A 22,681-nucleotide genomic window follows, 5' to 3' on the forward strand; every position below is an offset into this window, starting at 1 on the left:
CTCCACTGACGGAAGTTTCACTTTATGGTATTAATTAAACGTTTGATTAAGCCGTATGTTCTATAATGCTACACATCTTTTTTGAAAAAATAAAAAACACTTCTCAAAAAAATGAAGTGTTTTTCTATCTCTAAATATATTATAATAAAAATAGTTGGAATTTTGTTATTTTAACAAAATATTATGTAATGGCTTAAATAGATGGATTATATTCGCTTATGTATTTAGTTACGCTTTCATTTAATGTCATGAAAAAGTCTGTGAATTTTGAACGGTTCGTGTGAATGTTATCTACATGCTGTAAAGAGAGTTTCTCGTTTAAGAGAAATTCCCCGTGATGTCCAAATACTTGTATATGAGCATTCATTTGATCTGAATCTTCTTGTGTTGATACGAGAAGATAGTCAAATGCTTTTATAGGAATGGCATATGTTTTACGATATGTATTCGTATTACTTATTCCGGTTTGTTTTATCACTTGAAACTGGAGAACTTCTTTGTTTATAGCAATAGACAATGTTGTTGATTTTAATTTTGTGTCTGTTAATTCATCAAGTTCTTCAAGTTGAAAATGGATTGTAGTTTGATCTGAGAAGTTTTGAATTTGTTGTTGGATTGCTGTGTGAATTTGTAGTTCCATATAGTAAAAAATCTCCTTTTCTTAATGACTATATAGATAGAAATATAGAACAAAAGAATTAATATAATAGTTTCAAGTAGTAAATAAAATTAAATATTTTTATGGCTACTTAAAGAGAATACATGACAAATTACTAAAAAACAATATAAATTGATTTAATATTTCGTATTTTAAAAACGTTATATTTAGCATAAATAATATTATGATGAAATAATATTATTTATGCTAAATATAAAATATTTTTGGTGAATTTGCGAAAAACAAAAGATTTTGCAGGATAAAAGAAATTCTTAGCGAAATAAGTTAAAGTTTGAAATGAAAAAATATTTTCTATATGATAAGGTAAAGGTTAGTGAAAAGTAGGTGAATGTATGTCAGTAACATTTTATTCATATCCAAAATGTGGAACATGTCAAAAAGCAAAAAAATGGTTAGAAGCAAATGATGTAGCATATGAAATGATTCATATTGTCGAAAATCCACCTTCTAAGGAAGAACTTCGCAGTTTATATGAAAAAAGCGAATTACCATTAAAAAAATTCTTTAACACAAGTGGAATGCGTTACCGCGAGCTTGGTTTAAAGGATAAGCTAAAAGATGCAAGTGAAGAGGAAATGTTGGACATGCTCGCTTCTGATGGCATGTTAATCAAACGACCAATTGTAACAGGCAGTAATCATGTAACAGTTGGCTTTAATGAAGAGCAATTTGAAAGCGTGTGGAAAAAGTACCAATAAGGTATTTTTACATAATTAATACATTCATTGGAGGTACAAACATGAGCATTCCAAAACAATTACGTTACTCTGAAGAACACGAATGGGTAAAAGTTGATGGCAACCAAGTTGTTATCGGTATTACAGATTTCGCACAACACGAATTAGGAGATATCGTATTCGTGGAACTTCCTGAAGTTGGTGCAACAATCGAAGCTGACGAGCCATTCGGAAGCGTAGAATCTGTTAAAACAGTTTCTGAGTTATACGCACCTGTAGCGGGTAAAGTTGTAGCAGTAAATGAAGAGTTAAACGACAAGCCAGAGCTTGTTAACGAATCTCCATACGAAGGTGCATGGATGATTAAAGTTGAGATTGAAGATGCAGGCCAAGTTGATAACTTATTAACTGCAGAACAATACGAAGAAATGATCAATCAAGACTAATATGGAAAGGGCAGCTAATAGCTGTCCTTTTTTATTTGTGTCAGCTCTAGTGTCGATGGCTTCGCTTCTTCCTCACATTCTAAACGAGCCACTTCTGCTTTTATTCACAAAAATAAACAGGAAACAACATTGAAATATCGAATATACTATATACTAAAGGTAAGGTTGTATCATAGTATATGGTGATCGGGTGATGCCAAGTGGTCTATGTGGAAAAAGTAATTATTGTTGAAGGTAAATCAGATAAGAAGAAGATTGAAACGATTATTAGAGAACCGGTGGAAATTGTTTGTACAAATGGTACAATTAGTTTGTCGAAGATGGATGAACTTATTGATCAGCTGTACGATAAAGAAGTGTATGTGCTTGTGGACGCAGATGATGCAGGAGAGAAGCTACGCAAACAGTTTCGCCGAGAATTTCCACATGCTGAGCATATTTATATTGATCGTTCGTATCGTGAGGTTGCAACTGCACCATCAAATCATTTAGCGAACGTTTTATGGGGAGCTGACATCGACGTTTATACAGAATTTTTACGGTAAGGAATGGTAGAATGATCGATTGGACAGGAAATGAAGCTGTAGCCGCAGTTAGAGATCAAAATAAAACGGTATTATACGTATATACGCCAATGTGCGGTACGTGTCAACTTGCTAAAAAAATGTTAACGATTGTTGAAGCAGCATTACCTCACTTGGAAATCGGGATGTTGAATTTAAATTATGCACCGCATTTTGCGCGGGAGTATGAAATTGAAAGTGTTCCGTGTTTACTTATATTTGAGAAAAATCAACTTGTGAAAAAAATATATGCATTTCAATCTGTGGAATATTTATATATGGAATTACAATAGGCGGCAAATATTTTGCCGCCTCGACATATTTCTTGGGAAATATAAGCAACAAATTGTTTTTCGTACAACTTTTGTCGAGAGAAAGATACAGGAGAGCTCGTTATAGAAATGGAATGGTATTATGTAGAACGTGATATGAGGAGTGTGACGAAGATGAAATTGTATTCACTGCTTCAATCATTTGTAACATATGCCAATACGCAGTGTCATTTAGAACCGCTACTGCCGCAATTTGAACGGGCTGTTTGTTTTACTTTTCAAGATGAACGTTATTCATTGAAAATTTCAAGAGAGAAAATTGAGCTTACGAATGTTGCAATGGGAACGGAAGAACTTGTTTGCTTTCAAGAAGATGACTTGCAGTTATTGATTACTGGACAAGTTCGTTTGCAGTCACTATTGCGTAGAAAGGCCATTACATATAGAGGGACATATAAAACAATGTTATTATTAGAATCTGTATTTCACATTTGTAAGCCGCTACGAGTGGGTGCTTAAATTTCAGAAATTTTATTCTTTGCGAAAATTTCTGTTGACATCCATTTCATGCGTTGATACAATTCAAAACATGAAATAATGAAAACTTCATAACGACAAAATCAGACGAAATTTACATCTGATTTTCTCTTATCAAGAGAGGTGGAGGGACTGTGCCCTATGAAACCCGGCAACCGTCAACTTATGTTGAAATGGTGCCAATTCCTGCAAAGCGAATGCTTTGAGAGATGAGAGGAAAGGATAATAGTAATTTATGTATATAAACCTTTCTGCTCATTTTAAAGCAGAAAGGTTTTTTTGTTGTTTCAGTGTAGGAGGACGCTCAAACAACAAATCATTTTTATAGTTATAGCGGCGAGCCGCTTACGCTTTTTAACTAAAAAGGGGTGACATCAATGATTGTGTTAGAAAATGTAAAGAAAATATATCGCTCCAAAAACGGTGATGTTACTGCTGTTGATAATGCGAATTTACAAATAGAAAAAGGCGAAATTTTCGGAGTTATCGGATATAGCGGTGCCGGAAAGAGTTCCTTAATTCGCTTGTTTAATCAACTGGAGAAACCGACGTCTGGAAAAATTACTGTTGGAGAGCGTGTGATTTCAGCGATTAGAGGAAGAGAACTTAGAGAAGCTCGTCAAGAAATCGGGATGATTTTCCAGCATTTTAACTTACTTTGGTCACGAACTGTTCGTGAAAATATTGCTTTTCCACTTGAAATTGCTGGAGTGGAAAAAGAGAAAAGAAAACAGCGTGTAGATGAATTGATTCGTCTTGTTGGTTTAGAAGGACGGGAAGATGCGTACCCATCTCAGCTAAGTGGTGGACAAAAGCAGCGTGTTGGTATTGCGAGAGCTTTAGCAAATAATCCGAAAGTATTATTATGCGATGAAGCAACATCAGCATTAGATCCAGAAACAACAGATCAAATTTTAGATTTGCTTCTCGATATTAATAAACGCCTCGATTTAACGATTGTACTCATTACGCATGAAATGCATGTGATTCAAAAAATTTGTAATCGTGTTGCTGTTATGGAGAAAGGGAAGATTGTTGAAAGCGGCAGCGTTTTAGACGTATTTCGTAATCCGCAGCAAGACATTACAAAGCGCTTCGTTAAGCAAATAACAGATTCTGAAGATGCAGATGAAACAATTGAACATTTACTAGAGAAATACCCGGAAGGAAAAGTCGTGAAACTGCAATTTATTGGCGAAGCGGTGGAAAGACCAGTTCTGCAGGAATTAATGAGAAAAGATGGAATTGAAGTGAGCATTCTGCAAGGAAATATTGCTCAAACGACAAACGGGGCGTATGGAAGTTTAATTGTTCATTTAAAAGGTGACGAAGATGCAGTTGCAGAGGCAGTTGCAACAATTCAACAAGAGCAAGTGGAGCTGGAGGTGATTGCACATGGATAATGTGTTTCAAAATGTAGATTGGGATCAAATGTTAGAAGCTACGCAAGAGACGTTATACATGACGGCAATTGCTACACTTGCAACGTTTGTATTGGGTCTTATTCTTGGATTAGTACTGTTTCTTACAGGAAAAGATAATCTATGGGAGAACAAGCCGGTCAATGTTGTAATTGGCGCGTTTGTAAATATTTTTCGTTCTATCCCGTTCATTATTTTAATCATTTTACTGATTCCATTTACGAAGTTTCTTCTTAATACGATTCTTGGAGCAAGTGCCGCATTGCCAGCATTAATTGTTGGAGCAGCACCGTTTTATGCGAGAATGGTTGAAATTGCGCTTCGTGAAATTGATAAGGGTGTTATTGAAGCATCGAAAGCGATGGGAGCAAAGACGAGTACAATTATCTTAAAAGTATTGATACCAGAATCTTTACCAGCACTTATTTCAGGTATTACGGTAACGGCAATTGCACTTGTGGGCTATACAGCGATGGCTGGAGTTGTTGGAGCAGGCGGTCTTGGTACCCTTGCTTATTTAGAGGGATTCCAACGCAATAATGGTGATGTCACTCTCATGGCAACAATTCTTGTGCTTATTATTGTATTTATTATTCAAATGATTGGTGACCTTCTTACAAAGCGACTTGATAAAAGGTAAAGAGAAGTTTAGGAATTATTGGGATAAAGAGTTTTCGTCTAAAACGAAAACTCCCTATAGATTTTATATTTCGAATATTGGGAAAGAAAGGGTGTTACAACATGAAGAAGGTATTATTTTCAGCACTTCTTGCTGTATTTGTATTTGCATTAGCTGCTTGTGGCAGCGGCGGCGGAAAAGATAAGAAGACACTTGTAGTTGGTGCTTCTAACGTACCGCATGCGGTTATTTTAGAGCAAGCGAAACCACTATTAGAGAAAAAGGGTATTACATTAAAAATTAAAAAATTCCAAGACTATGTGTTGCCAAATAAAGCATTAGCTGATAAAGAGATTGATGCGAACTATTTCCAACACATTCCGTATTTAGAGAAAGAAATCCAAGAAAAAGGTTACAAATTTGAAGTAGCGGGGAAAATTCACTTAGAACCAATTGGTGTATATTCTCAAAAATATAAAAGCTTAAAAGATCTTCCAGATGGGGCAACAATTATTATGAGTAACTCTGTTGCTGATCATGGACGTGGGTTAGCAATTTTACAAAAAGCAGGCATTTTAAAAATTAAAGATGGTGTAGACCCTGTTAAAGCGACGACAAAAGATATTGCAGAAAACCCGAAACACTTGAAGTTCAAAACAGACATTGAGCCAGGCTTGTTACCACAAGTGTATAACAATAAAGAAGGCGATGCAGTTTTAATTAATTCAAACTATGCAATTGATGCGAAATTAAACCCAGAAAAAGATGCGATTGCGATTGAAGGCAATGATTCTCCATACGCAAACGTAGTTGTTGTTCGTAAAGGTGACAAAGATAAAAAAGAAATTAAAGCACTTGTAGAAGTATTACATTCAAAAGAAATTCAAGATTTCATTAAGAAAGAATACAAAGGAGCTGTGCTTCCTTTAAGTGAATAATGTTTTTTTCATAAGGGCTGGTAAATGCCAGCCTTTATTTTGTAACCAGTAAGATGGATGCGGGGATAAGATTCTAAAAATTACGAAAATAGGGGCGGGAATTTTATGAAGAAAATTATATTCTCAATTTTTATAGCAGTCTTTGTATTTGCATTAGCTGCTTGTGGCGGCGAAAAAGATGAAAAGACACTTGTAGTTGGTGCTTCTAACGTACCGCATGCAGTTATTTTAGAAAAAGCGAAACCACTATTAGAGAAAAAAGGTATTAAATTAGAAATTAAAAAATTCCAAGATTATGTACTTCCAAACAAAGCGTTAGCTGATAAAGAACTTGATGCGAACTATTTCCAGCACATTCCGTATTTAGAGAAAGAAATTCAAGAAAAAGGGTATAACTTTGTAAATGCAGGGAAAATTCATTTAGAGCCTATGGGGATTTACTCTAAGAAATATAAAAGTTTAAAAGACCTTCCAAATGGTGCAACAGTGATTATGAGTAATAACGTAGCGGAACGAGGACGTATGCTTGCATTATTGCAAAAAGGCGGCGTTATCAAACTTAAAGATGGCGTAGATATTGTAAAAGCGACAGAAAAAGATATTGTAGAAAATCCGAAAAACTTGAAATTTAAAACAGATGTTGAGCCAGGACTTTTACCGAAATTATATGAGAATAATGAAGGTGACGCAATATTTATTAACTCAAACTACGCAATTGATGCGAAATTAAACCCAACAAAAGATGCAATTGCACTTGAAGGATCAGACTCTCCTTACGCAAATATTATTGCTGTTCGTAAAGGTGACGAAAACAGAAAAGAAATTAAAGCACTTGTAGAAGTATTGCACTCAAAAGAAATTCAAGATTTCATTAAGAAAGAGTACAAAGGAGCTGTACTTCCTGTAAGTGAATAAGGTGAAAAAAGGGCTGGAATTTCTTAGCCCTTTTTTCTTTATATAAGTAGGAAGAAAGGTGTATCATAATATAATGTGCAGAAAATTCCTGCTCGTATTTGTAGAAAAATTGTTACTTTTTTTCAACGTTTGCGATATCATTTTATTTGATATAAAATTAGAATGAGAATAAAATGAGAATGTGAACGTTTTAGGAATTTTTAAAATGTATATAGATGATTAATGGAGGTATTGAGATGGCTGGTTCTACATTAACGATTAAAGATTTACATGTATCAATCGATGGCAAAGAAATTTTAAAGGGTGTAAACCTTGAAGTAAAAGGTGGAGAAATCCACGCAATTATGGGACCTAACGGAACAGGTAAATCAACTTTATCTTCTGCAATTATGGGTCACCCAAAATATGAAGTAACACAAGGCAGCATCATCATCGACGGTGAAGATGTATTAGAAATGGAAGTAGATGAGCGCGCACAAGCTGGTCTATTCCTAGCAATGCAATATCCAAGTGAAATTAGCGGAGTAACAAACGCTGACTTCTTACGTTCTGCAATTAACGCACGCCGTGAAGAAGGCAATGAAATTTCTCTTATGAAATTTATCCGTACATTAGATAAAAACATGGAATTCCTAGAAATGGATCCATCAATGGCACAACGTTACTTAAACGAAGGTTTCTCTGGCGGTGAGAAAAAACGTAATGAAATTCTTCAATTAATGATGATTCAGCCAAAAATCGCAATTTTAGACGAAATTGACTCTGGTCTTGATATCGACGCATTAAAAGTTGTATCTAAAGGTATTAACGAAATGCGCGGCGAAGATTTCGGTTGCTTAATGATCACGCACTACCAACGTTTATTAAATTACATCACTCCAGACCATGTACACGTTATGATGAATGGTCGTGTTGTGAAATCTGGCGGCCCTGAGCTTGCACAACGTTTAGAAGCTGAAGGTTACGACTGGATTAAAAAAGAACTAGGTATTGAAGACGAAACAGAAGAGCAAGAAGCGTAAGAGAGGAGCATAAACATGACAATTGGTACATTACCTTTCGATCAAGATTCTATCCGTCAGCATGCAAGCGAAGCGAATGAAGCTGCTTGGTTGACTGAGTTCCGCTTACAAGCTCTTGCAAAGGCAACTGAACTTCCAATGCCAACGCCTGATAAAACAAAGATTGATAAATGGGACTTTATCGGCAAAGGTCACACTGCAAAGCAAGAGCCTGTACGTTCTTTAGAAGAACTTCCAGAAACAGTGAAAAATTTAATTGATGAAAAGAATAACGTTCTTGTACAGCGCAGCGGTACAACTGCATTTGTTTCTTTATCAGAAGAAGCGAAAACAAAAGGCGTTATTTTTACAGATATCGTATCAGCTGCAACGGAGCATGCTGAATTAGTACAAAAGTATTTAATGAAAGACGGCGTGAAAGTTGACGAGCATCGTTTAACAGCTCTTCATGCTGCACTAATCAACGGCGGTGCGTTCGTATACGTTCCGAAAAACGTTGTTCTTGAAACACCACTTCAAGCTGTATTCTTAGTAGACGGTGAAGAAGCAAATGTATATAACCACGTATTATTTGTAGCAGATGCAAATAGTTCTGCAACATATGTAGAAAACTACGTGGCAAATGAAAATGTTACTGGTATTGCAAATATCGTGGCAGAAGTAATTGTAGAACAAGGTGCACAAGTGAAATTTGGTGCAGTTGACTTATTAGCAAAAGATGTAACATCTTACGTAAACCGCCGCGGCGTAGTTGGACGAGATGGACGTCTAGAGTGGGCATTAGGTCTTATGAACGATGGAAACACAATTTCTGAGAACGTAACGAACTTAATGGGCGACGGTTCATTTGCTGATACAAAAACAGTAACAATTGGCCGTGGTAACCAAACACAAAACTTTACAACAAAAGTTGTTCACTTCGGTAAACATTCTGAAGGCTTTATCTTAAAACATGGTGTGCAAAAAGATAGTGCAACATCTATCTTTAACGGAATTGGTAAAATCGAGCATGGTGCTTCTAAATCAAACGCACAGCAATCTTCTCGCGTTCTGATGTTAAACGAAAAAGCACGCGGCGATGCAAACCCAATTCTTTTAATCGATGAAGATGATGTAATGGCAGGTCACGCAGCTTCTGTAGGACGCGTAGATCCTACTCAACTATACTACCTAATGAGCCGTGGTATTCCGAAGAAAGAAGCAGAACGTTTAGTCATCCATGGATTCTTAGCACCTGTAGTAAATGAGCTTCCAATCGAAGGAGTAAAAGCGCAGCTTGTTGAGGTAATTGAAAGGAAAGTTCGCTAATGGATATTCATGAAATACGCAAACAGTTTCCAATTCTTGATCAAAAGGTGAACGGCAAACAACTTGTTTATTTCGATAGTGCGGCAACTTCTCAAAAACCAATTCAAGTCATTGAAACGTTAGAACGTTACTATAAAGAATACAACTCTAACGTGCATCGCGGTGTTCATACGCTCGGTACGAAAGCAACCGATGCGTATGAAGGCGCACGTGAGAAAGTTCGTAAGTTTATTAATGCGAAGTCTATGGAAGAAATTATTTTTACGCGCGGTACAACAACAGCGTTAAATACAGTTGCGGCAAGCTATGGCATGGAACATGTAAAAGAAGGCGATGAAATCGTCATCACTTACATGGAGCACCATAGTAACATTATTCCTTGGCAACAAGTGGCTAAGAAAACAGGCGCAACATTAAAATATCTTCCGCTTCAAGAAGACGGGACGATCTCATTAGAAGATGCTCGCCAAACAATTACACCAAATACGAAAATCGTATCTATTATGTACGTATCAAACGTACTTGGAACGATTAACCCTGTAAAAGAAATTGCAGAAATCGCACACCAAAACGGAGCAATCATGATCGTTGATGGTGCGCAAAGTACACCGCATATGAAAGTGGACGTACAAGATTTAAATTGTGATTTTTACGCTTTATCCGCTCATAAAATGTGCGGTCCTACAGGTATCGGCGTATTATATGGTAAGAAGGAATTGCTTGAAAATATGGAGCCAATTGAATTTGGCGGTGAAATGATCGACTTCGTAGACTTACAAGAGTCTACGTGGAAAGAGCTTCCGTGGAAATTCGAAGCAGGTACACCGATTATCGGCAACGCAATCGGGCTTGGAGCTGCGATTGATTTCTTAGAAGAAATCGGTCTTGATAATATTGAAAAGCATGAACATGAATTAGCGCAGTATGCTTTAGAAAGACTATCAGAAGTAGACGGTGTTACAATTTATGGTCCAAAGCGCCGTGCAGGTCTTGTTACATTTAATATTGATGACGTACATCCACACGATGTGGCAACAGTATTAGATGTAGAAGGTATTGCGGTTCGTGCAGGGCATCATTGTGCACAGCCGTTAATGAAGTGGCTAAAAGCTTCTTCTACAGCACGTGCAAGCTTCTATTTATATAACACAAAAGAAGAAATTGATACATTTGTCGAAGCGCTGACGAAAACAAAGGAGTATTTCACAAATGTCATTTAATAATTTAGATACGTTATATCGTCAAGTTATTATGGATCATTATAAAAATCCACGTAACCATGGCATATTAGAAGATAGTGTTACGGTTAATTTGAACAATCCAACTTGCGGTGACCGCATTCAACTTACAATGAAAGTAGAAGACGGAATTGTTCAAGAAGCGAAGTTTGAAGGAGAAGGTTGTTCCATCTCCATGTCCTCCGCTTCTATGATGACGCAAGCAGTAAAAGGAAAGAAAATTGAAGAAGCACTTAAGATTTCTAAAATTTTCTCTGATATGATGCTAGGAAAAGAGTATGATGACAGCGTTGATTTAGGAGATATTGAAGCATTGCAAGGCGTATGCAAATTTCCAGCGCGTATTAAGTGTGCAACATTAGCTTGGAAAGCGTTAGAAAAAGGCTTGAACGAAGAGAAGTAATGCAAATGAGTTCCTAAATACGAAGTTTATCCAAGGAGGGACATACGAACATGGCGAAACAGCTGCCAGATATCGGCGATTATAAATATGGTTTCAAAGATAAGGACGTTTCAATTTTCCGTGCTGAGCGCGGTTTAACAAAAGAAATCGTAGAAGAGATTTCACGTATGAAAGAAGAACCACAGTGGATGTTAGACTTCCGTTTAAAATCACTGGATCACTTCTATGAAATGCCAATGCCACAATGGGGCGGCGACTTAAATGATTTAAATTTCGATGAAATTACGTACTACGTAAAACCATCTGAGAAATCTGAGAAGTCTTGGGATGAAGTACCTGATGAAATTAAAGCAACGTTTGATAAATTAGGTATTCCAGAAGCAGAACAAAAATATTTAGCGGGTGTATCTGCACAGTACGAATCTGAAGTTGTATACCACAACATGAAAGAAGATTTAGAAGAGCTAGGAATCGTATTTAAAGATACAGATAGCGCGTTAAGAGAGAATGAAGATATTTTCCGTGAGCATTTCGGAAAAGTAATCCCACCAACTGATAACAAATTCTCTGCATTAAACTCTGCAGTTTGGTCTGGTGGATCATTTATCTATGTTCCAAAAGGTGTGAAAGTTGATACACCACTTCAAGCGTATTTCCGTATTAACTCTGAAAATATGGGACAATTCGAGCGTACGCTTATTATCGTAGACGAAGGCGCACATGTACACTACGTAGAAGGTTGTACAGCACCTGTTTACACAACAAACTCACTTCACAGTGCGGTAGTAGAAATCATTATTAAGAAAGATGCATATTGCCGTTATACAACAATCCAAAACTGGGCAAACAACGTATATAACCTAGTTACAAAACGTGCAGTTTGTGAAGCAAACGCAACGATGGAATGGATTGACGGTAACATCGGATCGAAATTAACGATGAAATACCCAGCTGTTATCTTAAAAGGCGAAGGCGCTCGTGGTTTAACATTATCTATCGCGATTGCTGGTAAAGGCCAACACCAAGATGCTGGTGCGAAAATGATTCACTTAGCACCAAACACATCTTCAACAATCGTTTCTAAATCGATTGCAAAACATGGTGGTAAAGTAACATACCGTGGTATCGTACACTTCGGACCAAAAGCGACAAACTCTCGCTCTAACATCGAGTGTGACACATTAATCATGGATAACCAATCTACATCTGATACAATTCCTTACAACGAGATCAAAAATGATCACGTATCACTTGAGCACGAAGCGAAAGTATCAAAAGTATCAGAAGAACAATTATTCTACCTAATGAGCCGCGGTATTTCTGAGCAAGAAGCAACAGAAATGATCGTAATGGGCTTCATCGAGCCATTCACTCGCGAACTTCCAATGGAATACGCAGTAGAAATGAACCGCCTAATCAAGTTTGAAATGGAAGGTTCTATCGGTTAATTTAAAAGTGGAAGCGCCCTGTTTACAGGGCGCTTTTTTTATTGGGTGCTAATATATCAATCGTTTCTCTCGATATATCAGCATTATTTTGGAAATAACGGTGCTTCGACATGTAAAAAGCCACTGAAAAACTATCTAATTTGAGTAAGTGAAAAAATTTTATCAATATACGAAAATTAAAATTTTATGATATAATTTTCAAGAAAGGAGTTGAGTTTTTGGAAAGTTCTAAACCATTTTGAAGGGATAACATTCATAGTATGTTTATTAGTTAGTTTATGCACTATTAATTATTCGTTTATTCCCTTCGCTGAAACATAAACAAGTGATTCAGCTGATGCAACAAAATTATTCTAAAAAAGGAGTTGAATTTTTTGAAAATTATAAATAGAATCAAAGGAATCAAGTTTCTAGCATGTTTATTAGTTGGTTTATGCACTATTAATTATTCATTTATTTCCTTCGCTGAAACACAAACAAGTAATTCAGCTGATGCAACAAAAAATGCTAGTGGTATTGATAATGGCATAGCAAATTTAAAGTATGATAGTAGAGATATTTTAGCAGTAAATGGTGATAAAGTAGAGAGTTTTGTTCCGAAACAAGGTATCAATTCAAAAGGAAAATTTGTAGTGGTTGAACGTGAGAAAAAATCACTTTCAGCTTCACCAGTCGATATTTCAATTATTGATTCTATGGCTAATCGTACATATCCAGGAGCAGTACAACTTGCAAATAAAGCGTTTGCAGATAATCAACCTAGTTTATTAGTGGCCAAGAGAAAACCTTTGAATATTAGTATAGACTTACCTGGCATGGGAAAAAACAATACAACAACTGTCCAAAATCCAACATATAGTAATGTGTCCGGAGCAGTAGATGATTTAGTATCTACTTGGAGTGAAAAGTATTCAGCAACACATACGTTACCTGCAAGAATGCAGTATACAGAATCTATGGTTTATAGTAAATCTCAAATAGCAAGTGCTCTTAATGTTAACGCTAAATATCTTGATAATGGACTGAACATTGACTTTAATGCGATTGCAAATGGAGAGAAAAAAGTGATGGTTGCGGCATATAAGCAAATATTTTATACCGTAAGTGCAGAACTACCTGACAATCCATCAGACCTTTTTGATAATAGTGTTACGTTTGAAGAGTTAACTCGTAAAGGGGTAAGTAATGAGGCTCCGCCTGTTATGGTGTCAAATGTAGCTTATGGCAGAACAATTTATGTGAAATTAGAAACAACTTCTAAGAGCAATGATGTACAAGCTGCCTTTAAAGCTTTAATTGAGAATCAAGGCGTCCAAACGAATCAACAGTACAAAGATATTTATGAAAACAGTTCCTTTACTGCTGTAGTATTAGGCGGAGATGCAAAAGAGCATAACAAGGTTGTTACAAAAGATTTTAATGAAATACGAAATGTAATTAAAGATAATGCAGAATTTAGTCTTAAAAATCCAGCATACCCGATTTCATATTCAAGCGTTTTCTTAAAAGATAATTCAATTGCTGCTGTTCATAACAATACAGAGTATATCGAGACTACATCTACAGAATATTCCAGTGCTAAAATGAAGCTTGATCATTATGGTGCATATGTTGCTCAATTTGAAATAACTTGGGATGAATTTTCATATGATGAAAATGGAAATGAAGTACTAACTCATAAAGCATGGGAAGCAAACGACAGAAACAGAACTGCTCATTTCTCTACAGTTATACCATTTCCACCTAATTCAAAAAATTTAAAATTCGTAGCATGGGAATGCACAGGTCTTGCATGGGAATGGTGGAGAACAGTTATTAATGAACAAAATGTTCCGTTAGCAAATGAAATAAACATCTGGATTGGCGGAACGACATTATACCCAACCTCTAATATTAGTTATAATTAAAGGTGATGTATACGTCCGAAGCGCCCTGTTTACAGGGCGCTTTTTTTATGAGAGCAAATATATCGGCACTTTTTGCAACATAACAGCGCACATAGGACATTTATGGGCGCTTCGGCAAGATATAAAGACCCTCCGAGCTAAAAGCCACCTCATCATCAAAATGAGGTGGCTTTATCGGTACGTTTATAGCGAATCCATAATTTTTTCATTCCAATGAAAATGCTGTAGCCGATTAGTGCGCCCGTAGTGTTCAAAATAATATCATCTACATCGAAGATACCAGTGAAAGTTATTAATTGTAGTAATTCGATAAAGAAAATGATTTTGATAAAAAGCTTGCAAGTTAATTTCCAGTTGTTTACTTTCGGGAATAATAGAGGGGTGAAAAAACCGAAAGGAATGAACATTACAACATTCCCTATTGTATTCATAAGCCATATATCTAAGTTATAATGATCGAAATTCATGATATATTTGAATGTGCTTGCAAATGGAATTACATTTACTAGATGGTTAATCGCAGACCAGTTACCTGTTTCTAAGAAGTATGTTACATTGCGGAAATAATCAAAAAGAGGTCTGCTCAGTAAAAGCTGGAATACTAAGATGAATGAATATGGAATAAATAACCCCCATCCAAGCCACTTTATATATTTATGAGAAGAATTCATCACTTTCTCAATCTCTATTCCTAATACATTGGCCTCTCCAAAATTTTGAATGGCTAATTGCGTTGCTTCCTCTACTGACTTCCCTTGATTGATAAACTCTTCTTGCAAGCTTGTCAGGTGGTCGTATAGTTCAAGGGATAGTTCTTCCTTTTCACTTTTTGGTAAATGTGTTTCTTTTATAATAAGCTTAATATATTCCTCTAGCGTCATCAGCTATAGGCCCCCTTCTTACACACTTTAATTAAAGCAGTAATTTGATCCCATGCTGTTAGTTTTTCTTGCAGTATTTTTTCTCCGTTAGCAGTGATGCGATAAAATTTTCTTTTCATCCCTGTTTCGGATTCTCCCCAATAAGAGGTAATGAGTTCTTTTTGCTCCAATCGTTTGAGAGCGGGATATAACGTACCTTGACTCATATTGTAGGCATCCTTGCTATTTTCTTTTAATTTTTGAATGATTTCATATCCGTATGTATCATGCTGCTGAATGATGGAGAGAAGTAAAATATCAATGCTTCCTTTTAATATCTCTTTATCCATTTTATGGTTCACCACCTTGTGCTGAAATTGTATCACGACATATGTCGCATTACAAGGTAGTGTTTCTTTTTTATGATAAAAAGAAGAAATTTTGCTTTTTCCATCAATGAGAGTACAATGTAAAATAGCAAGAAAAGACGAAAAGTATTTACAGGATTCAAGCTTACATATAGCGTAAACAAGAAGTATGGAATCGAGAGGAGGTTTTTTCTCTGCGTATAGACACGGAAGCAACAATTCATCTTTATCATACAAATGATATACATAGTCATTTTGAAAATTGGCCGCAAATTTCTCAGTTTGTTGTAGAAGAGAAAAAGCGTCGTCTTGCTGCTGGTGAAGCGGTCTTTACATTAGATATTGGCGATCACGTTGATCGCTTTCATATGATTTCTGAGGCAACGAGCGGAAAAGGAAATGTGCAGCTATTAAATAAAGCGCTGTACGATTATGTAACGATTGGAAACAATGAGGGGATTACACTTGCGAAAGAGCAACTGGATCATTTATATGACAATGCGAATTTTGAAGTGCTCGTTGCGAATTTATTTGAAACAAATCAAACACGTCCTAGCTGGGTAAAACCATATGTGCTGCAAACACTTGATAATGGGATTACAATTGCTTTTATCGGTTTAACAGTGGCGTATCCTGATTTTTATGCGAAGTTAGATTGGCATATTGAAGATCCATATCTACATTTAGAAGCCATTTTAGAAGAGATACGTTCAAAGGCGGATGTCATTGTTGTATTGTCTCATTTAGGAAAGAATGCAGATGAATACATGGCAGAGCATTATGATATAGATGTTATTTTAGGCGCACATACCCATCATTTATTTGATCGCGGTGTATTAATGAATGGAACACTTCTTTGCTGCTGCGAGAAGTGGGGGCATTATGTGGGACATGTACAAATAACAGTGGATTTACAAACAAAGCAAGTGATAAAAAAAGATGGACGAGCAATTAATACGAAGCGATTTGGAGCCTATGGAGGGCCTCATGCTTTGTTAGAGAAGCTTGAACAAGAAAGTAAGTTCATCATGGCAGAGCCTGTTGTAAATTTAAAAGAATCACTAGAAGTCGATTGGTTTCAGGAAACGAAATTTGCTCATATGCTTGCCGAATCTCTTAGGGAATGGTGTGATGCTGAAATTGGTATGGTAAATGCAGGTGTATTACTTGAAGGATTGCAGGAAGATGTAGTTACCCGAGGGGATATTCATCGCATTTGTCCACATCCGATTAATCCATGCCGTTTGCAAGTGAAAGGGAAAACATTGCGAGATGTGATTTTGAAAGCACGCCGCCCAAACATGGAACAGCTTGAAGTAAAAGGTTTAGGTTTTCGCGGGAAAGTTATGGGGAAAATGATATATGCTGGCGTAGAAGTTGTGCCAGATACGATTCCGGGTAATAAAATATTACTCGAAGATGTCATTATCAACGGAGAATCATTAGACCTAGAACGAATCTATACAGTAGGAACGATTGATATGTTTACATTCGGTTACTTATATCCAGAGCTTGCGGTCGTGCCAGAAAAAGAATATTATATGCCGGAATTGCTCCGTGATGTTTTGAAGGATACATTAATGAAATATGCATCATCTGTAAAATTATAGCCTACTGATTGCAGTAGGCTTTTGTATTCACACTCTTTTTTCTCTTTTCATACAGATAAAGGAGAGAGGAGTGTGAACTATGGTTAATATAGAACCAATTATAATAAATGAATACACGTTTATAGCAGTGAGTGTAAAGCTTCCTAAAACAAATTTGTTAGCTGTTATGAGCGATAAAGGTTATATTATGTGCGGAGCATTAGATGTGGGATTGTTAAACGAAAAGTTAAGCGATCGCGGCATTCTTGCAGGGCGCGCTGTTGGTGTAAGAACGATTGAGCAGTTGTTAGAGGCGCCGCTTGAATCGGTTACATTTGAAGCTGAAAGGTTAGGCATTACAGCTGGTACAATTGGAAAAGATGCATTGTTAAAAATGATATAAATATATCGTCCCTCTTTTTTGCATATACATGTGTAAGAAGGAGGGATTTGTTATGCGCGCGTTTCGTCCCCGGACTTCTCGGTTTCGGAAAGGACCACTGCCATTTCGCTACGTATTACTTATTTCATTTGCTATTTTTATTATACTTACCTTACAAGGATTGTGGCTTGTGAACAAAAGCATTCAGCCAACGTTAATGAAATATGCAGAAATGCAGACGAAGCGAACAGCGACAGTTGTCATGACGAAAGCAGTGAAAGATAGGGTTGCACAAGGGATCGATGTCGATTCATTAATGAAGATGCAAACTGATAAAAATGGAAAAGTATCTACAATGGATTTAAACACAGAAGCAGTAAATGAGATTTTAACATCGACAACAACGGATATAGAGAAATATTTACATCAAGTCGAGAAGGGGGATACGAAAGCGTTAGGATTATCAGAGGAAGATGGAACTGCACTATCCGTTCCGCTTGGTAGAATTACGGATAATGCATTGCTTGGTAATATAGGACCAAATATTCCAATTACGTTTACAACAATTGGTCATGTATCCACGAATATTAAACAAGATTTTCAGCAGCAAGGAATTAACAATACGGCTATTAAAATTGTGATGGAAATTGAAGTGGCTCTTCAGGTTATTATTCCATTCCATACGAAGGAAGTAACTGTGAAGCAAGATATTCCAGTAGCCACACGTATTATTCAAGGTGAAGTGCCTGGCTATTACGGAAGCGGCGGAGTTGTTGTGCCGGAGAAAAAGGAGAAAAAAGCGGATAACTAATGTTACCCGCTTTTTTAGATAAAGGAATTGTTAGTTTGAGATAACTGTAGCATCGAACTGCGGTTATCTTTTTGAATTCATTCGCTCTTTTCGCTCCCATAAGCTTAAATGCATATATGGATCAAACGCCCATTCTGTATAGCCGTTATCTTTATACAATCCAAAATGCAGGTGAGGCGGAAATTTACCAGCTGTCCCAGGAGGACCATAACCAGTGCTGCCGACAAATCCAATAACAGTTCCAGGCTCAATGATTTGTCCAAGCTGTATTTCTTTTGAAAATCCACCTAAGTGTGCGTAGTAATGATAATTGTTATATAAGTCGCGAATACCGATGCGCCAGCCGCCAAGACGATTCCATCCTTTCGTTTCAATGATGCCATAGCAAGTAGAACGAACAGGTACACCATAGCCAGCGAAAATATCTGTGCCTTCATGCATACGCCGTCCGCCAAAGCTTCGTTTAGCGCCAAATGTACTGCGGTAACTATGATCGCTGCGAACCGGCAGAGGGAAAGCATTACCATCTAAATTAATCCGATTGTAATGTTTGTACATACGAGCATAACCTAATATTAACTCTACTGTTTTTGCTCGTTGATAATATTCCCACAACATAATTTTTAGCTGTTCTCGGTTTGTTCCGCGTTTTCCTAATATAGTAGTCATTGTATAGAGAACATCTTTCTCATTATTTGCGTCTGCCAATCCATCGTTGTCCCCGTCTAACCCCATGCCTCCAAATAAGGCAATTGTGTACGGTTTTGTATCATGGGGTTCTGGATTTGCTGGCCCGGACCATACTTCTGGTTTGAAGTAAATAGAGATAATGGCATCTGGCTTTTTCGGAATATCGCGGCGAACAGAACGGATATTTCGCTCGTATTGATCGATGGCAGCGAAGTAGTACCATGGAATAAGGGAGTATGTCTCCATTTCCTTATATAATGTCATTCGCTTCATGTATATGTCTTCTTGCTTGTTTTCTTGTCCGTACACAATGTTTGTTTGGAGAAGAAAACAGATAGAAAGCAGAAGGAAAAATTTTCGATGCACGGCAGTAAGCTCCTTTCGAAATCACTACCTTTAGTGTGGGATATACACGATATTTCATTATAAGTAATAATTGGAAGGAATTCTTTGAATCTTCATTTGAGCAAATCGCTTTCATACGATAAAATAGATATGTTACATTGAAAGAAGCGAACATGGTAAACTATTTCAAATTGTGCGGAGTTGATGAACATGACAAAACAAACAGAATATATGCGCAAGCCCGAGTGGTTGAAAATTAAATTAAACACAAATGAAAACTATACAGGCTTAAAGAAAATGATGCGTTCTAAGAACCTTCATACAGTTTGTGAAGAGGCGAAGTGTCCGAATATTCATGAATGCTGGGCTGTTCGTAAAACAGCAACATTTATGATTTTAGGTGCAGTTTGTACACGCGCATGCCGTTTCTGTGCGGTTAAAACAGGCCTACCAACAGAGCTTGATCTACAAGAGCCAGAACGCGTAGCAGATTCTGTAGAGCAAATGGGCTTAAAACACGTTGTTATAACAGCAGTTGCACGTGATGATTTGAAAGACGGAGGAGCAGCTGTTTTTGCGGAAACAGTGCGCGCTGTTCGTCGTAAAAATCCATTTACGTCTATTGAAGTTTTACCATCTGATATGGGTGGAGTAGAAGAGAATTTAAAAATGTTAATGGATGCACGTCCGGATATTTTAAACCATAACATTGAAACGGTACGTCGATTATCTGACCGAGTTCGCGCTAGAGCAAAATACGATCGTTCCCTAGAATTTTTACGTCGTGCAAAAGAAATGCAGCCTGACATTCCAACAAAATCAAGCATCATGGTGGGACTTGGGGAAACGAGAGAAGACCTTATCGAAGCAATGGATGACCTGCGTGCAAACAACGTTAATATTTTAACGCTTGGTCAATATTTGCAACCGTCTAAAAAGCATTTACCAGTTATTAAGTATTACACACCAGCAGAATTTGCAGAGCTAAAAGAAATTGCACTTAGCAAAGGATTTAGTCACTGCGAGGCTGGTCCGCTTGTACGTTCTTCTTACCATGCAGATGAGCAAGTACAATCTGCAAGAGAAAATACAGCAGAAGCAAAATAATGAGAAAAAATCCTTCTTAGTGAATCAGCTAAGGGGGATTTTTTTTTGAACAAGATATCAGTGTAGACAATACGATAGAGCATAAAAGGAGGAATTATATGAAAGGGTTTGTTTTGTTAGCAATCGCAATTGTGAGTGAAGTATTTGGGACAACGATGCTGAAGTTGTCAGACGGATTTACGAAAGTATGGCCAAGTATCGGTGTTGTTCTTGGTTTTGCATCTGCATTTTATTTTTTATCTCAAACGTTGCAACATCTTCAAATTAGCACCGCTTATGCGATCTGGTCTGGAGTTGGTACAGCGCTAACAGCATTAATTGGTGTTCTCATTTGGAAGGACGTTTTTACATGGCAAACGTTAGTTGGCCTAGTGCTTATTATTGGCGGGGTTGTTGTATTAAATATGTCGAGTTCAGGTGCACATTAAAGATAAAAGAGCTGGAAGTGTCAGCTCTTTCATTTGTATTCCAGTACGGTATTTCCACATGTGGATAAAAGTTTATGTAATTCTGCTGTGGATAAAGAAATTGTGACTTCAGGGACACCAGGTGAAATTAATACTTTTTCGTATTGATAAATAGAAGGATCCACAATGATTGTTACATCCTCTGTATAACCAAACGGCGCAACACATCCTGGGAGACATCCCGTTTTCTCTCTTAGTTCATCAGGTGAACAAAGAGAGACGCGTGTACCGATAAGATCTTTCATTTGCTTCATATCAAGGCGGGTTCCTTCTAACGTAAAGAAGACATAGTAAGTCCCAGATGTCGTTTTCATAAAGAGACTTTTACTTGGTTCGCCTTCTAAGCCAAGGCGTTCTCGAACGATTCGGTCTGTTTCATAATCTAGAACTGGTTCATGTTCAAACTTTTCATATAAAACATTCGTTTCATGTAGTAACGAGATGACTTCTTCGTACATCGTAATGCAGGCTCCTTTCGTTTCACTTCTTGAGTGTCTTCCGTAATTTTTCGAATTTCTTTTTGTTTACCCCGCACTAACGGGCAGTAATATTGAGTAAAGGCAAAGGAGTGCTAACTGCCCGTAAGAGCCCGATTGGTTCAACTAACCTTTTGGAGAAGAGCATTCCAAAAGGAAGTTTCACCTTATAATTTCATGTGTAATGAACTGTCCATTATAAAAAGCGCTATATGTTGTAAAAGCACACGGCGCAGTTTGAGCAGCTTCCCGGTTTGAAATTTTATGGTGCTGAACAGGAATATTGTATTTTTGTTCAATTTCTTTCAGTTCTTCATGGACATAATAATCCGTAAATGATCATTGATCTGTGTAATACACGACCAATCCTTCTTTGTTTTCAATATGCATTTCTTTTGCAAAACTCCGCGTGCCATTCTCTTGTCAGATATAGCGCAGCAAATATGTTCTGATTCTAGATTATCGGTAGTTACATTCATTCGTTTCACAATGTATTCCCCACAATCTGTGGATATTCGCTGTACCATGCTCTATCGTAATTTCGTATACGTCTGGATTGCTTAAGCTTTTCCATGTGGAAAAACCGATGCTGTTGTCAAAAATCTTTAAAATGAGTGTGAATAAGTTACCGTGTGTAACGAGCAGCGTTACTTCTTGCTCCTGATGTTGTACTATGTTGTGGATAAGTGATTGTACTCGTTCTGTTGCTTGGCGCGTCGATTCTCCGCCTGGAAAGGCGACATCAATTTCTGTAAATGTTTGCTCGAGCATTTGTAGCCAATTATCCATTGGTACACCGCTTAATATACGTTCAGCTAGTCGGTCATCCTCTTGAATAGGAAGTTGTACTTGTGACGCATAAGGTGCAATCGAATGAACGGCGCGAGCGAACGGACTCGAGATAATTTTTTCGATAGGAAGTTGTTCTGTGATGAGAAAATTGGCAAGAGTTTTAGCTTGCTGCTGACCCACTGCTGTAAGTGGTGCATCACATTCTTGCCCAGTTGCAGTGCAATGGCGGACAACAATTAATTTCTTCATGATTCATCCCTCACTTATAAATAGACGAATTTGTACGTACTTCGACAAATAGAGTGAGGAATCCTCTTTTTTCTAGTTATTGGTAACTGAGGTTGGGGTAGTTCAATTTGAAAACATTACATTTGAAAATATGCTCGTTCTGTAATTCCACA

27 protein-coding genes and 1 riboswitch are annotated in these 22,681 nt (G+C 37.0%); of the genes, 20 read left to right on the forward strand and 7 right to left on the reverse strand.

From position 1 onward, the window contains the following. Positions 1 to 193: 193 nt before the first annotated feature. Positions 194 to 640, reverse strand: coding sequence for a DUF3978 family protein (locus tag WAX78_RS11660; RefSeq protein ID WP_336482422.1), 447 nt, complete (start codon positions 638 to 640; stop codon positions 194 to 196). Positions 641 to 1,011: 371 nt separating this feature from the next. On the opposite strand from WAX78_RS11660, the gene WAX78_RS11665 reads away from it, so the two are divergent. The 15 genes from WAX78_RS11665 (at position 1,012) to WAX78_RS11735 (ending at position 14,393) form a co-directional block, all read left to right on the forward strand. Further along, entirely contained in the window at positions 1,012 to 1,377 is a 366-nt protein-coding gene (locus WAX78_RS11665) for an arsenate reductase family protein (RefSeq protein ID WP_336482423.1), read from the forward strand. 41 nt (positions 1,378 to 1,418) lie between these two features. Beyond that, positions 1,419 to 1,802 (forward strand): glycine cleavage system protein GcvH, encoded by a 384-nt coding sequence (gene gcvH / locus WAX78_RS11670; RefSeq protein WP_098308851.1) that lies wholly within the window; start codon positions 1,419 to 1,421, stop codon positions 1,800 to 1,802. 200 nt (positions 1,803 to 2,002) lie between these two features. After that, complete coding sequence (locus WAX78_RS11675) at positions 2,003 to 2,347, forward strand: toprim domain-containing protein (protein WP_098308849.1); 345 nt, start codon at positions 2,003 to 2,005, stop codon at positions 2,345 to 2,347. 11 nt (positions 2,348 to 2,358) lie between these two features. Next, on the forward strand, positions 2,359 to 2,658 hold the full coding sequence (locus WAX78_RS11680; RefSeq protein ID WP_336482424.1) for a thioredoxin family protein: 300 nt from the start codon (positions 2,359 to 2,361) through the stop codon (positions 2,656 to 2,658). A gap of 153 nt (positions 2,659 to 2,811) precedes the next feature. Then, the gene (locus tag WAX78_RS11685) at positions 2,812 to 3,156 is read left to right on the forward strand and encodes a hypothetical protein (RefSeq protein WP_336482524.1); all 345 of its coding nucleotides are present in this window, start codon (positions 2,812 to 2,814) and stop codon (positions 3,154 to 3,156) included. A 126-nt stretch (positions 3,157 to 3,282) separates the two neighbouring features. Then, a riboswitch (SAM riboswitch) is annotated at positions 3,283 to 3,390 on the forward strand. Between the two features lie 161 nt (positions 3,391 to 3,551). Beyond that, a complete protein-coding gene (locus WAX78_RS11690; protein ID WP_336482425.1) occupies positions 3,552 to 4,577 on the forward strand; it encodes a methionine ABC transporter ATP-binding protein in 1,026 nt (341 codons plus the stop codon). Further along, on the forward strand, positions 4,570 to 5,235 hold the full coding sequence (locus WAX78_RS11695; protein ID WP_336482426.1) for a methionine ABC transporter permease: 666 nt from the start codon (positions 4,570 to 4,572) through the stop codon (positions 5,233 to 5,235). The genes WAX78_RS11690 and WAX78_RS11695 overlap by 8 nt, the downstream gene beginning before the upstream one ends. Before the next feature lie 101 nt (positions 5,236 to 5,336). After that, on the forward strand, positions 5,337 to 6,152 hold the full coding sequence (metQ, locus tag WAX78_RS11700; protein ID WP_336482427.1) for a methionine ABC transporter substrate-binding lipoprotein MetQ: 816 nt from the start codon (positions 5,337 to 5,339) through the stop codon (positions 6,150 to 6,152). A 105-nt stretch (positions 6,153 to 6,257) separates the two neighbouring features. After that, entirely contained in the window at positions 6,258 to 7,067 is an 810-nt protein-coding gene (metQ, locus tag WAX78_RS11705) for a methionine ABC transporter substrate-binding lipoprotein MetQ (RefSeq protein WP_336482428.1), read from the forward strand. Between the two features lie 236 nt (positions 7,068 to 7,303). Next, positions 7,304 to 8,089: a Fe-S cluster assembly ATPase SufC gene (sufC, locus tag WAX78_RS11710; RefSeq protein WP_336482429.1), complete on the forward strand. Its 786-nt coding sequence runs from the start codon at positions 7,304 to 7,306 to the stop codon at positions 8,087 to 8,089. A gap of 15 nt (positions 8,090 to 8,104) precedes the next feature. Further along, positions 8,105 to 9,397, forward strand: a complete 1,293-nt coding sequence (gene sufD / locus WAX78_RS11715; RefSeq protein ID WP_336482430.1) for a Fe-S cluster assembly protein SufD — start codon at positions 8,105 to 8,107, stop codon at positions 9,395 to 9,397. After that, positions 9,397 to 10,617: a cysteine desulfurase SufS gene (gene sufS, locus WAX78_RS11720; RefSeq protein ID WP_336482431.1), complete on the forward strand. Its 1,221-nt coding sequence runs from the start codon at positions 9,397 to 9,399 to the stop codon at positions 10,615 to 10,617. Before sufD ends, sufS begins: the two co-directional genes overlap by 1 nt. Then, the gene (gene sufU, locus WAX78_RS11725; protein WP_336482432.1) at positions 10,607 to 11,038 is read left to right on the forward strand and encodes a Fe-S cluster assembly sulfur transfer protein SufU; all 432 of its coding nucleotides are present in this window, start codon (positions 10,607 to 10,609) and stop codon (positions 11,036 to 11,038) included. Before sufS ends, sufU begins: the two co-directional genes overlap by 11 nt. Positions 11,039 to 11,088: 50 nt before the next feature. Beyond that, positions 11,089 to 12,486 (forward strand): Fe-S cluster assembly protein SufB, encoded by a 1,398-nt coding sequence (sufB, locus tag WAX78_RS11730; protein ID WP_336482433.1) that lies wholly within the window; start codon positions 11,089 to 11,091, stop codon positions 12,484 to 12,486. A 365-nt stretch (positions 12,487 to 12,851) separates the two neighbouring features. Further along, positions 12,852 to 14,393 (forward strand): thiol-activated cytolysin family protein, encoded by a 1,542-nt coding sequence (locus WAX78_RS11735; protein WP_336482434.1) that lies wholly within the window; start codon positions 12,852 to 12,854, stop codon positions 14,391 to 14,393. A gap of 155 nt (positions 14,394 to 14,548) precedes the next feature. Here WAX78_RS11735 and WAX78_RS11740 read toward each other — a convergent pair whose 3' ends face one another. Together WAX78_RS11740 and WAX78_RS11745 are read right to left on the reverse strand one after the other, a co-directional pair. Then, complete coding sequence (locus WAX78_RS11740; RefSeq protein ID WP_336482435.1) at positions 14,549 to 15,274, reverse strand: VanZ family protein; 726 nt, start codon at positions 15,272 to 15,274, stop codon at positions 14,549 to 14,551. Beyond that, the gene (locus tag WAX78_RS11745; protein ID WP_336482436.1) at positions 15,274 to 15,603 is read right to left on the reverse strand and encodes a PadR family transcriptional regulator; all 330 of its coding nucleotides are present in this window, start codon (positions 15,601 to 15,603) and stop codon (positions 15,274 to 15,276) included. Before WAX78_RS11745 ends, WAX78_RS11740 begins: the two co-directional genes overlap by 1 nt. 236 nt (positions 15,604 to 15,839) lie before the next feature. Here WAX78_RS11745 and WAX78_RS11750 point away from each other — a divergent pair, with 236 nt between their 5' ends. The 3 genes from WAX78_RS11750 (at position 15,840) to yunB (ending at position 18,403) form a co-directional block, all read left to right on the forward strand. Continuing rightward, on the forward strand, positions 15,840 to 17,231 hold the full coding sequence (locus WAX78_RS11750; RefSeq protein WP_336482525.1) for a bifunctional metallophosphatase/5'-nucleotidase: 1,392 nt from the start codon (positions 15,840 to 15,842) through the stop codon (positions 17,229 to 17,231). Positions 17,232 to 17,310: 79 nt separating this feature from the next. Beyond that, positions 17,311 to 17,613: a YunC family protein gene (locus WAX78_RS11755; RefSeq protein WP_336482437.1), complete on the forward strand. Its 303-nt coding sequence runs from the start codon at positions 17,311 to 17,313 to the stop codon at positions 17,611 to 17,613. A 52-nt stretch (positions 17,614 to 17,665) separates the two neighbouring features. Continuing rightward, positions 17,666 to 18,403 (forward strand): sporulation protein YunB, encoded by a 738-nt coding sequence (gene yunB, locus WAX78_RS11760; RefSeq protein ID WP_336482438.1) that lies wholly within the window; start codon positions 17,666 to 17,668, stop codon positions 18,401 to 18,403. Between the two features lie 63 nt (positions 18,404 to 18,466). On the opposite strand, the gene WAX78_RS11765 is transcribed toward yunB, so the two are convergent. Next, complete coding sequence (locus WAX78_RS11765) at positions 18,467 to 19,459, reverse strand: M23 family metallopeptidase (RefSeq protein ID WP_336482439.1); 993 nt, start codon at positions 19,457 to 19,459, stop codon at positions 18,467 to 18,469. A gap of 189 nt (positions 19,460 to 19,648) precedes the next feature. Between WAX78_RS11765 and lipA the strand changes: the two genes are divergently transcribed. Together lipA and WAX78_RS11775 are read left to right on the forward strand one after the other, a co-directional pair. After that, positions 19,649 to 20,545 (forward strand): lipoyl synthase, encoded by an 897-nt coding sequence (gene lipA / locus WAX78_RS11770; protein ID WP_336482440.1) that lies wholly within the window; start codon positions 19,649 to 19,651, stop codon positions 20,543 to 20,545. A 98-nt stretch (positions 20,546 to 20,643) separates the two neighbouring features. Next, a complete protein-coding gene (locus tag WAX78_RS11775) occupies positions 20,644 to 20,973 on the forward strand; it encodes a DMT family transporter (RefSeq protein WP_336482441.1) in 330 nt (109 codons plus the stop codon). 29 nt (positions 20,974 to 21,002) lie between these two features. On the opposite strand, the gene WAX78_RS11780 is transcribed toward WAX78_RS11775, so the two are convergent. The 3 genes from WAX78_RS11780 to WAX78_RS11790 all read right to left on the reverse strand — a co-directional run bounded on the left by WAX78_RS11780 (position 21,003) and on the right by WAX78_RS11790 (position 22,529). Continuing rightward, on the reverse strand, positions 21,003 to 21,470 hold the full coding sequence (locus tag WAX78_RS11780) for a YbaK/EbsC family protein (RefSeq protein ID WP_336482442.1): 468 nt from the start codon (positions 21,468 to 21,470) through the stop codon (positions 21,003 to 21,005). A gap of 180 nt (positions 21,471 to 21,650) precedes the next feature. Continuing rightward, complete coding sequence (locus tag WAX78_RS11785; RefSeq protein WP_336482526.1) at positions 21,651 to 21,797, reverse strand: YoaP domain-containing protein; 147 nt, start codon at positions 21,795 to 21,797, stop codon at positions 21,651 to 21,653. Between the two features lie 150 nt (positions 21,798 to 21,947). Further along, positions 21,948 to 22,529 carry a histidine phosphatase family protein gene (locus tag WAX78_RS11790; RefSeq protein WP_336482443.1) on the reverse strand — a complete coding sequence of 194 codons (582 nt, stop codon included), beginning with the start codon at positions 22,527 to 22,529 and terminating at the stop codon, positions 21,948 to 21,950. Positions 22,530 to 22,681: the final 152 nt, after the last annotated feature.

Origin of the sequence: Bacillus yunxiaonensis (assembly GCF_037104695.1) — a bacterium.
Classification (GTDB): Bacteria; Bacillota; Bacilli; order Bacillales; family Bacillaceae_G; genus Bacillus_A; species Bacillus_A yunxiaonensis.

What these genes read in the sequence shown, in the direction of transcription:
- WAX78_RS11660 (WP_336482422.1), bottom strand. Translation starts at nt 640, where the DNA reads ATGGAACTACAAATTCACACAGCAATCCAACAACAAATTCAAAACTTC.
- WAX78_RS11690 (WP_336482425.1), top strand. Translation starts at nt 3,552, where the DNA reads ATGATTGTGTTAGAAAATGTAAAGAAAATATATCGCTCCAAAAACGGT.
- sufB (WP_336482433.1), top strand. Translation starts at nt 11,089, where the DNA reads ATGGCGAAACAGCTGCCAGATATCGGCGATTATAAATATGGTTTCAAA.
- metQ (WP_336482428.1), top strand. Translation starts at nt 6,258, where the DNA reads ATGAAGAAAATTATATTCTCAATTTTTATAGCAGTCTTTGTATTTGCA.
- WAX78_RS11680 (WP_336482424.1), top strand. Translation starts at nt 2,359, where the DNA reads ATGATCGATTGGACAGGAAATGAAGCTGTAGCCGCAGTTAGAGATCAA.
- WAX78_RS11665 (WP_336482423.1), top strand. Translation starts at nt 1,012, where the DNA reads ATGTCAGTAACATTTTATTCATATCCAAAATGTGGAACATGTCAAAAA.
- yunB (WP_336482438.1), top strand. Translation starts at nt 17,666, where the DNA reads ATGCGCGCGTTTCGTCCCCGGACTTCTCGGTTTCGGAAAGGACCACTG.
- WAX78_RS11780 (WP_336482442.1), bottom strand. Translation starts at nt 21,470, where the DNA reads ATGTACGAAGAAGTCATCTCGTTACTACATGAAACGAATGTTTTATAT.
- WAX78_RS11685 (WP_336482524.1), top strand. Translation starts at nt 2,812, where the DNA reads ATGAAATTGTATTCACTGCTTCAATCATTTGTAACATATGCCAATACG.
- gcvH (WP_098308851.1), top strand. Translation starts at nt 1,419, where the DNA reads ATGAGCATTCCAAAACAATTACGTTACTCTGAAGAACACGAATGGGTA.
- WAX78_RS11740 (WP_336482435.1), bottom strand. Translation starts at nt 15,274, where the DNA reads ATGACGCTAGAGGAATATATTAAGCTTATTATAAAAGAAACACATTTA.
- WAX78_RS11745 (WP_336482436.1), bottom strand. Translation starts at nt 15,603, where the DNA reads ATGGATAAAGAGATATTAAAAGGAAGCATTGATATTTTACTTCTCTCC.
- WAX78_RS11755 (WP_336482437.1), top strand. Translation starts at nt 17,311, where the DNA reads ATGGTTAATATAGAACCAATTATAATAAATGAATACACGTTTATAGCA.
- lipA (WP_336482440.1), top strand. Translation starts at nt 19,649, where the DNA reads ATGACAAAACAAACAGAATATATGCGCAAGCCCGAGTGGTTGAAAATT.
- sufS (WP_336482431.1), top strand. Translation starts at nt 9,397, where the DNA reads ATGGATATTCATGAAATACGCAAACAGTTTCCAATTCTTGATCAAAAG.
- WAX78_RS11790 (WP_336482443.1), bottom strand. Translation starts at nt 22,529, where the DNA reads ATGAAGAAATTAATTGTTGTCCGCCATTGCACTGCAACTGGGCAAGAA.
- WAX78_RS11775 (WP_336482441.1), top strand. Translation starts at nt 20,644, where the DNA reads ATGAAAGGGTTTGTTTTGTTAGCAATCGCAATTGTGAGTGAAGTATTT.
- sufU (WP_336482432.1), top strand. Translation starts at nt 10,607, where the DNA reads ATGTCATTTAATAATTTAGATACGTTATATCGTCAAGTTATTATGGAT.
- metQ (WP_336482427.1), top strand. Translation starts at nt 5,337, where the DNA reads ATGAAGAAGGTATTATTTTCAGCACTTCTTGCTGTATTTGTATTTGCA.
- WAX78_RS11695 (WP_336482426.1), top strand. Translation starts at nt 4,570, where the DNA reads ATGGATAATGTGTTTCAAAATGTAGATTGGGATCAAATGTTAGAAGCT.
- sufD (WP_336482430.1), top strand. Translation starts at nt 8,105, where the DNA reads ATGACAATTGGTACATTACCTTTCGATCAAGATTCTATCCGTCAGCAT.
- sufC (WP_336482429.1), top strand. Translation starts at nt 7,304, where the DNA reads ATGGCTGGTTCTACATTAACGATTAAAGATTTACATGTATCAATCGAT.